The organism is Rivularia sp. PCC 7116 (genome assembly GCF_000316665.1).
Classification (GTDB): Bacteria; Cyanobacteriota; Cyanobacteriia; order Cyanobacteriales; family Nostocaceae; genus Rivularia.
Map to the genome: position 1 here is coordinate 142,212 of NC_019678.1, position 15,651 is coordinate 157,862.

General features: G+C 39.2%; 11 protein-coding genes and 1 pseudogene. 4 read left to right on the forward strand and 8 right to left on the reverse strand.

Annotated elements, in window-relative coordinates; genetic code table 11:
• Positions 1-40 precede the first annotated feature (40 nt).
• The gene (locus RIV7116_RS00580) at positions 41-2,494 is read right to left on the reverse strand and encodes an endonuclease MutS2 (protein WP_015116306.1); all 2,454 of its coding nucleotides are present in this window, start codon (positions 2,492-2,494) and stop codon (positions 41-43) included.
• An 898-nt stretch (positions 2,495-3,392) separates the two neighbouring features.
• On the opposite strand from RIV7116_RS00580, the gene RIV7116_RS00585 reads away from it, so the two are divergent.
• Together RIV7116_RS00585 and trxA are read left to right on the forward strand one after the other, a co-directional pair.
• A complete protein-coding gene (locus RIV7116_RS00585) occupies positions 3,393-4,556 on the forward strand; it encodes a GuaB3 family IMP dehydrogenase-related protein (protein ID WP_015116307.1) in 1,164 nt (387 codons plus the stop codon).
• A gap of 395 nt (positions 4,557-4,951) precedes the next feature.
• Positions 4,952-5,278, forward strand: a complete 327-nt coding sequence (gene trxA, locus RIV7116_RS00590) for a thioredoxin (protein ID WP_015116308.1) — start codon at positions 4,952-4,954, stop codon at positions 5,276-5,278.
• A 675-nt stretch (positions 5,279-5,953) separates the two neighbouring features.
• Here the strand turns inward: trxA and RIV7116_RS00595 are convergent.
• The 3 genes from RIV7116_RS00595 to RIV7116_RS00605 are packed head-to-tail and all read right to left on the reverse strand — an operon-like array spanning position 5,954 to position 7,064.
• On the reverse strand, positions 5,954-6,409 hold the full coding sequence (locus tag RIV7116_RS00595) for a ferredoxin (protein WP_015116309.1): 456 nt from the start codon (positions 6,407-6,409) through the stop codon (positions 5,954-5,956).
• Positions 6,409-6,795, reverse strand: a complete 387-nt coding sequence (locus tag RIV7116_RS00600) for a DUF1257 domain-containing protein (protein WP_015116310.1) — start codon at positions 6,793-6,795, stop codon at positions 6,409-6,411. Before RIV7116_RS00600 ends, RIV7116_RS00595 begins: the two co-directional genes overlap by 1 nt.
• A gap of 50 nt (positions 6,796-6,845) precedes the next feature.
• Positions 6,846-7,064, reverse strand: coding sequence for a DUF2997 domain-containing protein (locus tag RIV7116_RS00605; RefSeq protein ID WP_015116311.1), 219 nt, complete (start codon positions 7,062-7,064; stop codon positions 6,846-6,848).
• A 605-nt stretch (positions 7,065-7,669) separates the two neighbouring features.
• On the opposite strand from RIV7116_RS00605, the pseudogene RIV7116_RS34615 reads away from it, so the two are divergent.
• A pseudogene (locus RIV7116_RS34615) lies at positions 7,670-8,730 on the forward strand (IS630 family transposase).
• Positions 8,731-9,132: 402 nt separating this feature from the next.
• On the opposite strand, the gene RIV7116_RS00615 reads toward RIV7116_RS34615, so the two are convergent.
• The 4 genes from RIV7116_RS00615 to RIV7116_RS00630 all read right to left on the reverse strand — a co-directional run bounded on the left by RIV7116_RS00615 (position 9,133) and on the right by RIV7116_RS00630 (position 14,356).
• On the reverse strand, positions 9,133-9,687 hold the full coding sequence (locus tag RIV7116_RS00615; protein ID WP_015116312.1) for a hypothetical protein: 555 nt from the start codon (positions 9,685-9,687) through the stop codon (positions 9,133-9,135).
• 134 nt (positions 9,688-9,821) lie between these two features.
• Positions 9,822-11,051 (reverse strand): type II secretion system F family protein, encoded by a 1,230-nt coding sequence (locus RIV7116_RS00620; protein ID WP_015116313.1) that lies wholly within the window; start codon positions 11,049-11,051, stop codon positions 9,822-9,824.
• Between the two features lie 106 nt (positions 11,052-11,157).
• A complete protein-coding gene (locus tag RIV7116_RS00625) occupies positions 11,158-12,279 on the reverse strand; it encodes a type IV pilus twitching motility protein PilT (protein WP_015116314.1) in 1,122 nt (373 codons plus the stop codon).
• Between the two features lie 64 nt (positions 12,280-12,343).
• Positions 12,344-14,356: a GspE/PulE family protein gene (locus RIV7116_RS00630; RefSeq protein WP_015116315.1), complete on the reverse strand. Its 2,013-nt coding sequence runs from the start codon at positions 14,354-14,356 to the stop codon at positions 12,344-12,346.
• A gap of 533 nt (positions 14,357-14,889) precedes the next feature.
• Between RIV7116_RS00630 and grpE the strand changes: the two genes are divergently transcribed.
• Positions 14,890-15,549, forward strand: coding sequence for a nucleotide exchange factor GrpE (grpE, locus tag RIV7116_RS00635; protein ID WP_015116316.1), 660 nt, complete (start codon positions 14,890-14,892; stop codon positions 15,547-15,549).
• Positions 15,550-15,651 lie beyond the last annotated feature (102 nt).

A 15,651-nucleotide genomic window follows, 5' to 3' on the forward strand; every position in this document is an offset into this window, starting at 1 on the left:
ACTCAATACTTTCTACTCCTAATTATTACCCGATGTCCGTTCATTTTATGTAAGCAATAGTAACGCCAGTTCCACCATCGTTTTGCGGTGCTGCTTCGTAATTACTAATCCTGGGATTTTGCTTTAAATAGGCATGTACTCCTTGGCGAAGTTTTCCGGTTCCGTGCCCGTGAATTATCCATATTGCCCTTTGGGCTTCTGAAATCGCTTTGTCTAAAACTAATTCAGCGTCTGCGACTCGTCTTCCTCTTAAGTCTACGGTATTTTTAGAAGTCCGAATTAAAGGCGTATTTTCTACAGGAGGTGGTGGGGCTGGGGCTATTTTCGCTGCGGGTTTTGCTTTCGCTGAAGGCTGGGCTTTTTCTCCACTTAAAGATTCCACATCCTTCAATTTGACAGTCATTTTCATGATTCCAAAGCGGACGTTAAATTCCCCATCTTCGTCAGGGGCTGTTAACACTTCTGCTGTTTGTCCTAATTTGGGAATGCGAATTCGCTCGCCAACTTTGGGCATAAAGCCTGCTTTTGGCTTCGGCTCAGCTTTCGGTATAAATCTATCTGCTAATTTATTTATACTATCCGTAGCTTTTTTAGCGTCCTGAGCAGTTGGATTACCTTGTTGCAAACGCTTGATTACCGCAGCAATTTCGCCTTTCGCAGAAGCAATCGCCTGTTGCACTGCTATTTCTTGAGAGGCACGTAAAGATTTTTCTCTTTCTTCTAAGTCTGCGGCTTTGGCTGAGACTTCTTTATAAAAGCGTTCCGCTTGCTGCAATAAATCTTGAGCTTGCGTTGCTTTCTCTTCTTGACGACGACGTTGTGCTTCTAATCCCGCTATCACCTGATTAACTTCATCCGTCGCACCTCCCATTTCGTCTTTTGCTTTTTCTACTACTTCTGGTTTCAAACCTAAACGAGAAGCAATTGCCAAAGCATTGGAACGTCCGGGGATTCCCCAGAGCAAACGGTAAGTTGGTGACAAAGTCGCTTCATCAAATTCTACTGAAGCATTTTCAAATCGTTCGTCTTGATACTTCAGCGCCTTCAGTTCGCCAAAGTGAGTGGTAGCAATTGTCAACATTGAATTATCTGCAAGATAACGCAACAAGGCAATCGCTAAAGCACTTCCTTCTACTGGATCGGTACCGGCACCAACTTCGTCGAGCAAAACTAAGGAAGAGGGAGTGGGGGAAGGCAGAGAAGTATTTTCTTCTTGCTCTGCTTTCTCTGCTGTTTGCGCTTCCTCTACTTTCACATGAGAAACTGCATCCAAAATTCGACTAATTCGGCGAATATGACCGGAAAAGGTTGATAAACTTTGCTCTAAAGATTGTTCGTCACCAATATCTGCTAATACCCGATCGAACCAAGGCAACTCTACAGGTTCTCGTGCTGGTACAAACAAACCTATCTTCGCCATCAAAGTTGCAAAACCAAGAGTTTTCAGAGTTACAGTTTTACCACCAGTATTTGGTCCTGTAATTGTAACAACTCTAATATATGGATGTATAACTAAGTTTACCGGAATTACCTCGTGTCCTTGTTCGTGCTGCTGCTGCCACACTAACAAAGGGTGTCGTAATTCACGTAGAGTAATATTCTCTTCAGATGGTTGGATAAAACGAGGAGGATTGGCTTTTAGCCAAAAGCTATATCGTGCTTTCGCGGTTGCTAAATCTAAGGTCGTTGCAACTGCTAATAATTTTTCTAAATCTAGCTTGACTTCAGCTACTTGCTCGGAAAGTTTGCGGCGAATTGCTTCTTCTTCAACTTGTTCCCTACGTAATAGTTGACGCAGCTGATTGCCCATCGGCACTATAGAATTTGGCTCCACATATAAGGTGGCTCCGCTCGTGGAAGTGTCATGGACAATACCAGGAATTGCATCTTTCTGCGGTGCTTTTACCGGAATGACAAATCTATCACTGCGCTGAGTGATTATGGTTTCTTGCAGGGCATTTGCCTTTACTTGTATTATGTTTTGTAGTTTACGGGTGATTTGACTGCGGCTCTGACGCAATGAATTACGAATATCCCCTAGTTTTTCGCTAGCACGATCGGTTACTTGTCCTCGCTCATCGATACAGCGATGAATTTCCTTTTCTAATTCTGGATAAGTTCGTAAATCGGCTACTAGCTCGTTTAATATTTCTAAATCTGGATGGTTATCAATTAGACGGCGTAAATTTCTGATTCCAGCCAGGGTAGTAGCTATAGCTAATAATTCATCCCCTGCTAAAATGCCCTTAAGTTCTGCTCTTTCCAAAGAATCGCCGAAATCCTGAATCCCTTCAAAGGAAATTCCATTATCTAAACGATTTTCTAATTCGTATACTTCTTTTGTTTGCGCTAACAAGTATTCGCTTTCTACTTGAGAGTCAGGAATAGCAATATTACGTGCGGCGATCGCCCCCAGCTTGGTTGCCGCGAAGGTAGACAAATGCTGGCATAAGCGAGACCATTCCAATAATTCTAGTGTTTCGGATTGGATCAAGGCTATTTTTATAATATTTGAAGTTATGTTAACAATATTAGCGACTCTGAACGCTTGCGAACAGTATGTCCTTATTTTTAAACTGAATTAGTGATTATTACTTAGATACAGTCTTTGAAAGCGCTTTTATATTCATAAATTGTTTTTAAAGGATAAATAGTCTGTGTATGCATTGTTACTTATTCCTAATATTTTGTTTTTGGTAATCAATGCGAGATGATTTGAAGTTTATCGACAAATTCTTTCTGTAATCGAAATTGTTGTTTTTTTAATGCGACCCTAAATATTATATTTATTAATAAAATTTGCGTACTTCAAGTTGTAAACAATTATAATCTATTTTTGTTTTAATTTTGAATGTAATATATAAATTTTGACTGGTAGAACTTGCTTTTAAAGTGTTGGTTACAAGTATTTAAGACCACTTTTTTATTAAATAAAGCATAAGTATATTAGTAAAAAAAGAGACCCGCCAATAGACAAAGTTCAGAGTTAATACATAAGATTACTCGAAAGTAGCGATGTTAAATACATTCGCATTTAGCCCAACCGATTAATATAATTAGTGAATCCATGCAGAGAAGACATACATTGTATCATCTGCCTTGGGAATGATTTTTGTCGGCTTTTTAGATTTTAATATTCCTTTTAAAGCGCGTTCTTAACACTAAAATATTGAGTCAGAGAAAGTAGACTGATAGAAAGTATGCAAGCAGGAATCAAAAAATGCACCCATTAACTTATTTGGATAGATAATATAGTTTGACAGATTTTTCAATGACTTTTTAATGTAATTTTCTGTCTGTTCTACTCTAAACAATTAGTTTCAAAAAAAACCGGTCAAAATACTCCCACAATTTGATACCCTAGCTTAAATACATAACTAGAGTGAAAGCACGTGGATATTCAAATTGGGCGGGGAAAAACAGCCCGCAGGGCTTACGGAATAGATGAAATTGCTTTAGTGCCAGGTACAAGAACATTAGACCCAACATTAGCAGATACTACATGGCGTATTGGCAATATTGAGAGAGAAATCCCAATTATCGCCAGTGCAATGGATGGCGTAGTTGATGTTCGTATGGCTGTCGGTTTGTCAGAGTTAGGAGCATTGGGAGTACTCAATTTAGAAGGAATTCAAACGCGCTATGAAAATCCAGAACCAATTTTAGACAAGATTGCTGGGGTAGATAAAAATGAGTTTGTACCCTTGATGCAAGAACTTTATGCAGAACCAATTAAGCCCGAATTGATCCAGCAACGAATCAAAGAAATCAAATCGAGCGGTGGTATTGCCGCAGTTAGTGCTACTCCCGCAGCAGCTTCTAAGTACGGTTCGGTGGTAGCAGAAGCCCAAGCAGATTTGTTCTTTGTGCAAGCTACTGTAGTTTCTACAGCACACCTATCACCCGAATCGATAATTCCTTTAGACTTAGCTGAGTTTTGCCGAGAAATGCCCATGCCAGTAGCTTTGGGTAACTGTGTGAGTTATGAAGTCACTCTCAACTTAATGAAAGCCGGTGCTGCTGCGGTATTAGTTGGAATTGGGCCTGGTGCGGCTTGTACCTCCCGTGGAGTTTTGGGTGTAGGAGTTCCCCAAGCAAGTGCGATCGCTGATTGTGCGGCAGCTAGAGATGCATATTATAAGGAGACAGGAAATTACGTACCAGTAATTGCCGATGGCGGTTTAATCACTGGCGGTGATATCTGTAAATGTATTGCTTGTGGTGCCGATGGTGTGATGATTGGTTCTCCCTTCGCTAGAAGCGCCGAAGCGCCTGGACGTGGTTATCACTGGGGGATGGCGACTCCATCACCAGTGTTGCCTCGCGGTACTCGCATTAGTGTGGGTACAACTGGAACTTTAAAACAGATATTAACCGGGCCAGCACAACTTGATGATGGCACTCATAATCTTCTAGGTGCTTTAAAAACAAGCATGGGAACCCTTGGAGCAAAAAACATCAAAGAGATGCAGCAGGTTGAAGTTGTTATTGCTCCATCCTTACTAACCGAGGGTAAAGTATACCAGAAAGCTCAACATTTAGGCATGGGTAAGTAAAGAAAATTGAGCAAAAAGGTTAATGATATGAGAAATACCACAACGTTAATGATGGTTAGAGGTACGGCAACTATTCCAAAAAACGTCAATCATTAATTATCTTGAATCTCCAATCCTATTTGTCTAAGACTTCCTTAAAGAAATTTTTCTTTACTTTTAAACTATGGCTGGAAAAATCCCATATGTCGCCTACAATAGAAATAGCGGAGACGCATGTTTCCGTTCACTCCTCACACCACACTCCGCCCGGACTACTGTTCGGGCGGTTCCTTATGTCTTGGAATAAATTTTCACGCTACTCTGTAAATGTATATTCCAAATGCAAAGGCAGTGGTTTTTGCTGTGGTAGAATTTTCACAAAAATCAAAAACATCTGAATTATAAGGTTTTAAGGCATGTCATCAGCCGAACAAGTTACAGATTCCAGCTTTAAACAGGTAGTCCTCGATAGCGAAGTTCCTGTATTAGTTGACTTTTGGGCACCCTGGTGTGGTCCTTGTCGTATGGTAGCTCCTGTTGTGGAGGAAATTTCTTCGCAATACGAAGGTCAAATCAAGGTTGTAAAAGTTAATACCGACGAGAATCCCAACGTTGCTTCCCAGTACGGTATCCGCAGTATTCCCACATTAATGATTTTTAAAGGTGGGCAAAAAGTTGATATGGTAGTCGGCGCGGTTCCCAAAACTACATTAGCTAATACTTTGGAGAAATATTTGTCTTAGGTTGAGAGCGCTGAAAACTCATACCATAGCTTAGTTGAAATCGGTAGAGAAGATTTACAAATGAACTTTTTATACTGGGTTAATTAAGCTCTACGATTTAAATAAGTTTTTTCTTCGTAGTTTACTTATGATATGGGTTTTCAGTCATTTCTCAATACCTGCCGATCTTAATTTTTAACTAAAGCCGAAAAAGAATCAGTTGCATATGATTGAAGTTTTCTTCGGCTAAAGCTATTTTTTGAGAAAATATTATGCTTAAGGTTTATTTATTGAATAAGCTTTAAGATTGGAAAATTGGGTTTAATATCAGTTAAGTGTCAAAAATCTACTACTTAACTCATATAAACCCATTTTTTCATTAATCAATTACTTTGTACTCTTTAATCTCGGGTTTGATTTAATAATAATTATTATTATGTAGTTATAACGATAGTTAAACCTCTGTGGAGAGGAAACATTGCTCTGACGCAAACTATTAAACCTGATAATAAAGTTTGATGTTTGATATCGTGTCCGCTAAATTAGCTTCGGTTACGCTTCGCTAAAGTAATGACAAATGATTTACCCGACATAATATGCCGGACATCATATGATTGAGAATTCGCTCCAATTATCAACAGATAAAAATAAAGGGCTGCAACAGCAACCCTTTTTATTAAACAAAAATTTAAAATCTTAAATCCGAGGCTTTTTCTTCTTCAGTTTTTGCTTTCTTCTACGAGTTTGAGTCGCAACAACTGCAACATCAAGGGGATAACCGACTACAGGAATTACTTGATACTTACGTTCTTCTTCAAACTTTCTCAGTTCCGTATAATCAAGCCAATGGATGCAGTCTACAGGACAAGTGTCAATGGCTTCTTGAATTACTTCTTCTGAGTCGCCATCTTGACGCATAACGCGGGCACGCCCATAATCAGATTCTATATAGAAAGTGTTGCGAGCCACGTGAGAACAATGCTTGCAGCCGATACATGTAATTTCGTCTACATACACCCCCTTTTGACGCAGCATACCTCCCAATTCCGGTTCCAAACCAGAACGTTGAGAGTCTTCTCGTAAAAAACCCCCTAGTTCCGGTTCAAAACCAGAACGCTCGCTTTGTTTATCGGGCGGCAAAGAATCAGACATTACGAACTCCAGCGCTGTACTACCAAGCGAATTGAACCGTCTTGATTTTGTTTTTGCTCGCTGACCTCAAAACCAGCTTTGGCTGTCTCTTCTACAACTGTTCTATAAGCGTAGCGCTGAGTAACTTGTCGTAAAAACCCTTCAACGGAAAGATTCTGCCCCCAGTATTGTAGGTCAGCTACCAACTCATATTCTTTCCCATTCCACTTAAACCCAATATCGTAGCCATTATTTTGCTCGATTGCGATTTCAGCAGTATGGGTTATACCTTGATAGCCCCGCAAAGAATGAGAACCATCTTTCCAAGCTACACCTAAATCAGTCAGAGCATTCTTCAAAGATTTAAGATTACGAATTTGTGTCTTAATTTGGCTAAAATGTGACATAATACCTATTTCTTGGTTGTGAGGCTAAATGATTAAGTTGGGTCAAAAAATTACCACTCACTGAATGTCGCTTGATTATTTGCAACATCATTTTGAGAATTAGAAAATGCTTTAGCAGCAAAATATTCTGAGGTTGGCTCGTTAGTAAGTACAATCCCTAACTGTGCTTCAATTGCAGCAGTAACTTCTGCACAAGAAGCACCAACTATTCCAGTCACTTTTTCTTGTACTCTACCGTCTGGATAAATTATAAATTCTAATGTCTCCATACTTTTGACCAACCATTGTGATTGAGGTTTTTACATGCTCCCCTGAAGCGGAATGCAATACTCTGCTCCTAGTCGCAATATTTTCCTTAACGATAAAATAAGTCATTAAGTAATTAATTTTGCATACCCTAAAATACTTTTATTTAAAAAATTTACAAAAATTATTATCTTTAGCAGTGTTTACATCAATTATATGTAAGTTTCTCTTAACCCAGCACATTAGTCAAGTTGAAAATTAATCATAATTAACAATTTTATCGAAAGTCATAGACTCAGGCTATGCCCAAAGGTGTAAAACCAGAATTTAGAAAAAAGACATGTTAAACCAATGATTATGATTGATTTTGGTCTATAAACTCCGAAAAACTAATATTTTTATCTAGAACTAGCTAGAACTAGTAAGAGCTTGAGGAATTAGCTAGCTCTAAAATAGCCTTTCTGGTTGCATAAGCCCTTATTAATTATAAAATCTTCAAATCAACTTGTAAGCTGTAGCTTTATATCGGTTAGATAAAAATGAGCATAGTAAGTAAGTCGGCGTAAATAAACCAAACTATGTAAAGATAGGTAAATACGGATAATGCATCTATTTAGGTAACTTTCATATGGGCGCTCGTTTAAGGGTATTCCTCACTTCCTCGCAAGAGCGAAGTTTAGTGAGGGCGGAAAACTGCGGATGTACCGCAGAAAGTAAAAGATAGAGCAGAAGCGATTAGATTAAATGCACATGGGTGGTATGTAGAAAAAATAGCAAATCATTTTAATTGGACTGTACAAACAGTTAGAGATGTTTTACATAGATGGCGAAAAGAAGGATTGGAAGGGCTTTGGGAGTCAAAAGGTCGTGGTCTAAAACCGAAGTGGACCTCTATACGATATTGTGTTTTTGGAAGAATGTTTGAGAAATGAGCCACGTACATACAACAGTCATCAACTAGCCGAAAAATTAGAAAGCGATTAGCGAAGCTAAACGCCTGAAGGGCGTAACGCCATGTGAAACTGAGTCCTGATAGATTAAGTCGGGTACTCGCGAAGTCTGCCGGGTGGAGTACTCCACCGGCGAGCTTCGCAAAAAAAGGGGGTCATTTGGAAAAGAACAAGAAAAAGCCATAAAAACAAACAAGACTCGCAAATTCGCGAAATAAAGCAAGCAGACTTAGATATGCTGCAATTATCTGCGGCTTGCGGAGAAATAGATTTAAAGTATTTGGATGAGTCAGGGTTTTGTATGTGGAGTGAACCCGGCTATACTTACTACTTCAAAGGTGAGCAAAAACATTTAGAACAAACAAAACGTCGTGGACGTAGATTGAGCATTATTGGTTTTTTTCAACCTCTAATCAGCTTTGTCTACGGTTTGGTAATAGGCGGTGTTGACCGTAAAGCTTACATTCAAATAATGGAATATGAAGCTGCTGATGCCGAAAAAACTGGGCGTACTAGAGTAGTTGTACAAGACAACGGACCGATACATCGATGCCGAGAAGTACAGCAATTATGGTCAAAATGGGAAAAACAAGGCTTGTATATATTCTTTTTACCCAAGTACTGCTCAGAAATGAATCCAATTGAACTTGAGTGGCAGCATATCAAAAAGGATGAATTATCTGGTCAAATGTTTGATGATGAACTAGACCTTGCCGGGAGCTGTAATGAATGGGGTTGAAGCCAGAGGGGAGAAAGGAGCTTATAAAACAGAACGTGTTAAATTTTACTCAAATACCTCATCTTAACTTTTCGTTACATAGCTATATTTTTTTTCGCCGGCTTACTTAAGTTGATGTGCGGCTAAATTGTATAATAGTCAAAATAAAAATTATCTTATAGTGCAGGCGTTGCTGCCTGCGTCTTGTATACAAATTAAATATGCAATAGTTTATCAGTACAGTCGTTATAAATTTAAGCTAGGTTGTCATATAGGAAATAAGACTTTAACAACGTTAAAGCCTTAAAAAAAATTGAAAACCATAAAATACAAGCTATTTTATTAAAGTAAAAATAAATGCTTCATGTACCTACGATAATATTACATGAGTCAAAGAAACAGCTATTAATTGTCAATCAATTGTTAATTTTCTAATTGTTGTTCTTCCTCTTTTATTTCTTCATCAAAAAACAATTGGGGTGTTTGAACAATATACGGAGCTTCAGAACCTAGTAAACCGCGCTTAATTAGTTCTGGGGTTTCAGGAAAAACCACAAACAGAGGATGTATAGTATTTGTACCTTCATTCAAAATATGACTATAGCGAGGAGGCATAAACCACTCATAATCCTTGTCTAGCCAAATTTGAGTTTGTCGCCATCTTCCTAGTAATTCTGAAAAATCCTCATCCGGGCGATGAATAAATACCAGAATCTCAATTCCTGTTTTAATTTTCCATTCTGGATCGCACATCAAAATTGCTAAATCACAAGGAAGGCAAGTAGAGCAGGGTAAATCTGCTTCCGTTTTACGAATGCGGATAATTGGTAAAGGAATTGTCACAAGACTTTCATCTGGGCGACGTAGGCTAGGAATCATTTCCAAATAGGGACGATGCTGCTTTAAAAGAGCAACTGCTGCTGAGCGATCGCTATATTCAGCCAAGCTGATTTCATATTGAGATTTTTGTACGGGCATAAATAATTTTGGATTTTAGATTTGAAATTTTGAATTATTAGTTGAGAGTTATTAATCTTAAAGCTTTGGCATTTTAAAAGTGGGAAGTTATCAATTAACTTTTTTATTTGATAACTGATAACTGGTAACTGTTCTTAACCCAATTCTTCAAAGACTGCGAACATTGGTAAATACATAGACAGTAGAATCACAGCAACCATGCCACCAATAACCACAATCATTACAGGTTCTAAAACACTAGTCATAGCTTTCACTGCTTGTTCAACTTCATCTTCATAAAAATCCGCAACTTTCATCAACATCCCATCTAATTCTCCCGTTTCTTCCCCAATACTCATCATTTGAATTGCCATAGGAGGAAACACATCTTCCTTCTGTAAAGCAAAACTAATCATCCCCCCTTGCTGTACTTCGTTTTTTGCAGCTTCAATAGCGTTAGCAATTACCTGGTTTCCTGATGTATCTCGGACAATTTCTAAGGAGGTTAAAATTGGTACTCCGGAGCGAGTTAAAGAACCAAAGGTGCGGCTAAAACGAGCGATAGCTGACTTTTGAATTAAGTCACCAAATAAAGGTAGTTTTAAAGAAAGAGCATCGATATTTAATGTGCCTACAGGTGTCTTATAGTACATATCGAAAGCTAGTTTTGCTCCGACAACAATACCAATAAGAACAAAAAGCCTCCAGCTTGTAAGCACACCACTTACCCAGAGCATAAACTGCGTTAGAGCCGGTAATTCCGTCCCCAAATCTTTGAATATATTGGCAAAAATGGGGATTAGAAAAATAGTCATTGCCAGAAAAATGATTACTGCTAAACTACCTACTACCGTAGGATAAGACATTGCCGATTTGATTTGGTTTTGCAGGCGAGCCGTATCTTCTAATAATTTTGCCAAACGATTAAGAACTTCATCCAAAACACCCCCAACTTCGCCAGCTTGAATCATGCTGACATACAAACCATCAAAACATTGAGGGTGCTTTCGCATAGCATCGGAAAGATTAACACCGTTTTGTACTTCACTACTAATATCTAATAGTGCCTCTTTTAACTTTGGATTGCCGCATTGTTCGGAAAGCACTCCTAAACTTCTGACAATGGCAACCCCTGCATTTGTTAAAGCAGCAAACTGACGAGAAAAAATCGCTTTATCTTTAACAGCAACTGTAGCAAGTTTGTTTTGCAGTTTTGTTAAATCCAGGGCATCGCCGATATCAAAACCTTTAAATTCTTGTAAATCCTGGATTACAAAACCTTGTTGTCTTAATTCAGTGCGAGCATCTGCTAAAGAGTTTGCACTAATTTTTTCTTGTTTAGATTTTCCTTCTGAATCGCGAACGCGAGCGACGAAAGTAGGCATAATTTATATAGTTTAAATTCAAAAAATCAAAATTTTAACTTGTTTAATGAAAAGTAGTTAGTAATTGGCATAAATAACAACTAACTACTAGTAAAATGTTTACAGACTAACGTCTTGCACCAGCTTTTGCTTTACCATTAGCTGCTCGAGTTGGTGCGGAACCAATTAGACGTTGGATTTCATCTGGCTTGGAAGTTTTGGACATGGCGGCTTCAAAAGAAATAGTTCCTGCTTTAACGTAATCAGCAAGAACTTTCTCTAAGGTTTGCATTCCTAACTTGGCACCAGTTTGAATCGATGAATAAATTTGAGATGTTTTTCCTTCACGAATCATGTTGGAAATAGCAGGAGTAATAACCATAATTTCCTGAGCCATAACTCGACCAAATTCGTCAGGTTTAGGATTTTTCTTTGGTACTAAAGTTTGGCTAAATACCGCAACTAAAGAGTTAGACAACTGTACGCGAACTTGAGTTTGTCTATCAGCAGGGAAAACGTCGATGATTCTATCAACGGTTTGTGCTGCTGAAGATGTGTGTAATGTTCCGAATACTAAGTGACCAGTTTCTGCTGCGGAAATAGCCAGGGAAATTGTTTCCAAATCCCGCATCTCTCCAATCAAAATAATATCTGGATCTTCACGCAAAGAACCTTTTAAAGCATTAGCAAAACTTTTAGTATCTTCACCTAATTGACGTTGGTGAACCAGACTTTTAATTGGTTCGTAAACAAATTCAATCGGGTCTTCAATTGTTAGGATATGTTCAGATTTTGTCCGGTTGATTAAATCAATCATTGCCGCCAAAGTTGTTGTCTTACCGGAACCGGTGGGGCCAGTTACCAATATCATTCCTTTGGGTTTGTCGCACATTTCTCGAACCACATCTGGTAAACCCAATTTATCAAAATTGGGAATTTTAGAACTTAATGCTCTTAAACAAGCAGCATAAGTACCGCGTTCCTTGTAAACGTTTACCCGAAAACGCGCTAATCCTTTTACACCGTAAGAACAATCTAATTCCCAATTTTGTTCGAGGATTTTACGTTGAGAATTATTTAACATACTAAAAATTAGTCTCTGACATTGATCGGAACTTAAGGCTTCTTCTCCGATCGGTGTTAATTTACCGCTGATGCGAAAATAAGGAGGCAAACCAGCGGACAAATGCATATCCGAACCTCCCATTTCAATCATTTGTTCCATTAAATCTTCAATCATCATTTCCATTTGTCTGCACCTTTTATTTTTTGTTTAATACTTGTTATCTGGATTTATTTGTTTTTACTAACAACTAATCTTGAAAGCGAGATGTCATACAGTAAGGACAATCCAACCATTCAGGTTGTAATTGAGCTTCACAATTTCGGCAAGTCAAACCACTCTTACGTTTCGCTTTCAATTCCGCTTCCAAGCCCGTGTCGGTAAATGTTACCCGTTCCACTTCTTCGAGGGTAGTAGCTCCTTGACGCACCAAATCCAAGCTGTAAGCAAGCAAGGTTTTCATTCCCTCTTCTACTGCTGCTTCTTTAATTAATTCTGTTGGTGCTTCCTCGTTGATTAAAGCTTGGATGCGTTCGGTAATTCTCATTACTTCGTAAACACCGCAACGTCCTTTGTAACCAATGCCGTTACATTTTTCACAAAGATTGTTATTAGCTTTAGCTTCTTGAGCCTGCTCGATGCTGAGTGTATTAGCTTTATAGAAAGTGACATCAGCTTCTTGAGATGCCGATAAACCGTAGCGGCTAAGTTCTTGCGATGTAGGCGAGTATTCAATACGACATTCGCTACATACGCGACGCATTAAACGTTGTGCCAGCACCCCGATTAAGGAGCTAGAAATCATAAAAGATTCAATGCCCATTTCTCCAAGACGTGCGATCGCACCGGGAGCATCGTTGGTGTGCAGGGTTGTTAATACTAAGTGACCTGTTAGTGCTGCTTCGATAGCTGTTTTTGCAGTTTCTTTATCTCGGGTTTCACCAACAAGTAATACATCTGGATCTTGTCGTAAGAATGCCCGCAATGCCGTACCGAAATCTAAACCTTTTTCCCGAATAACCTGCACTTGAGTAATTCCGGGCAAACTATATTCCACCGGGTCTTCCACGGTACTGATATTAATATCAGGAGAATTTCGTTCGGCTAAGGCAGAATACAGAGAAGTTGTTTTACCCGAACCAGTAGGCCCTGTTACTAGAATTAAGCCAAAGGGGCGGCTTACCATTTCCTGAACAATTTGCAACGTCTCGGTATCGGTAATTAATTTATCCAGTCCCAATTGAGTTGAGGAGTTATCAAGAATTCGGAGTACTACCTTTTCTCCGTAACGACTTGGTAACGTATTTACGCGGAAATCGACCTTGCGCCCTTCAAACAAACGGCGGATGCGTCCATCCTGGGGAAGGCGACGTTCGGCGATATCTAAGGTCGCAATAATTTTAAAACGGGCTGTAATTGCTGGAACGATTTTTTTCGGTAAGGGGTCAAAAGCTTCCCTTAATACACCATCCTTACGAAAACGTATACGTAAATTTTCTTCTTGGGGTTCGATGTGAATATCAGAAACTCCTTCATGCAATGCTTTGGCAAGAATTCTATTCACCAAGTTAATAATTGGTGCATCCTCAGCACCTTTCATCGCCGACCCTAAATCAGCTTCAGCTTCTTCAGGAGCATCTTCTAAATCGAGATTATCTAGATTTTCTAAATCTTGATTAATATCGGTAAATTGTTGCTTTTCTATATGCTTCTGTTTAACAGCCATTTCATCCAAAAATTGGTTGATTAGCTGCTGATAATCCTCAGCGGTAATTACCATTCTTTGTAAACTGAAGCCTTGAGGACGTAAAATCCGGTTCAAGTCGTCGGAAGCCTCCAGATTATCTGGATCCACCATCGCTACTAAAATGTAGGGTGGATTCTCATCTTCATGTTTTGACAATGGAATTAGGCGATGCCGACGACAAATATCAACGGGCACAAGAGTCTCAATCAAGCCCCCCACAGAAGTTGTGCCGACTTGGCTAACTTCCGGATCTAAGGATTCTACGCCGTAAAGAATTTTAAGTTCAAATAGCTGTTGCTTTTTATATTCGCGAAGTAGCTCTGGTGATAGTTGTCGCCCTGCAATCGATTCGATAACCTCAATTAAAGGTCTACCCGATTTGCGACTTTCTATTAGTGCCTGCTTCATCTGACTGTTGTCAACGAAGCCAGATTGAACAAGTTTGTTACCGAAAGGCGAAAACTCCGATTTAACGCTCAGAGCGGTACTACGCCTTTGTTGCGACGAGTAAGTCATATATTGAGATGATGGATGCTGCACAAACCGTACTATTTGAGTATTCCCAACCTGGGGGAATAAATTTTCATCTCAACCAAGAAATCTTTACTAATTTTTTTTTACGAGTGGTGTTGCTTTAGAAAGCGCCTATTTTTGTAAGTACAGTCGAATTTGATAACTAGGTTGGAGGTCAAAATAATCTTTGTCATGCATAAGAATAAATTCTTAGATTCGGACAGCATGAGGGAACCCCTACTTATTTAAGTGAGAAATTTCTACAACAAAGCTTATTAATAAAAGTCATCAAGGCGTTCAGCATTTGTCATAATACATGACTGAGATACCACTTCCGTGGAATATTTGGCAGACTGTCTACGCCTAACTTCCCCTTGCAGTAAGTGAATTTTTTAGCTGCTGTGAATTAATGGCTGTAACAAGTTACCTGTAAACTATCCCTAAATGATTAGATTAAAGTGACCGAACAACGAACGGTCCGGATCGAAACTACACAGCAGTGCTCTAACAGCGAACAAACAGAGGTACATTAAGTGATGAACAGCGACTCTCCAGAAACAAATTCCAACAGCGATGTTAACGAGCCAGTCACAATTGAGGCGAACGTAGCAGAAAATGCTACCGTCAATCCAGAAGATGCTAACAATCAAACCCAAACAACTGCTCCAAATAATGCTGGTGCTTCAGAATCGACTGAAATCAAGTCTTTGAAAGCACAGTTAGATGAGCGTAGCAGTCAATATATGCGAATTGCAGCAGACTTCGAGAATTACCGTAAACGAACGCTCAAAGAAAAAGACGATTTAGAACTACAGGTTAAGCGCAATACAATTACAGAATTATTACCAATAATTGATAACTTTGAACGAGCGCGAGCGCAAATTAAGCCCCAAAATGACGGGGAAATGGCAATTCACAAAAGTTATCAAGGCGTTTACAAACAGTTAGTAGACTCTCTCAAACGCTTGGGAGTTTCGCCAATGCGTCCTGAAGGTCAAGAGTTCGATCCCAACGAACATGAAGCAGTTATGCGCGAACCTACGGATGAATATCCGGAAGGAACAGTGTTAGAAGAGTTAGTACGCGGATACTTTCTTGGCGATCGCGTGCTACGTCATGCAATGGTTAAAGTGGCTGCTCAAAAGGAAGATTCCCCTTCTGAGGAGAACTCCCAGTCTGGGGAAACAAGTACTTAAGAGTCGCTCGCTTCCACTAACTAAAACTGCTGTCGGTTAATCATAATCGGACGAGTATCGCATCCGGGTTTATTTAATAGTCCCATCCGCGCTTTTTATTAG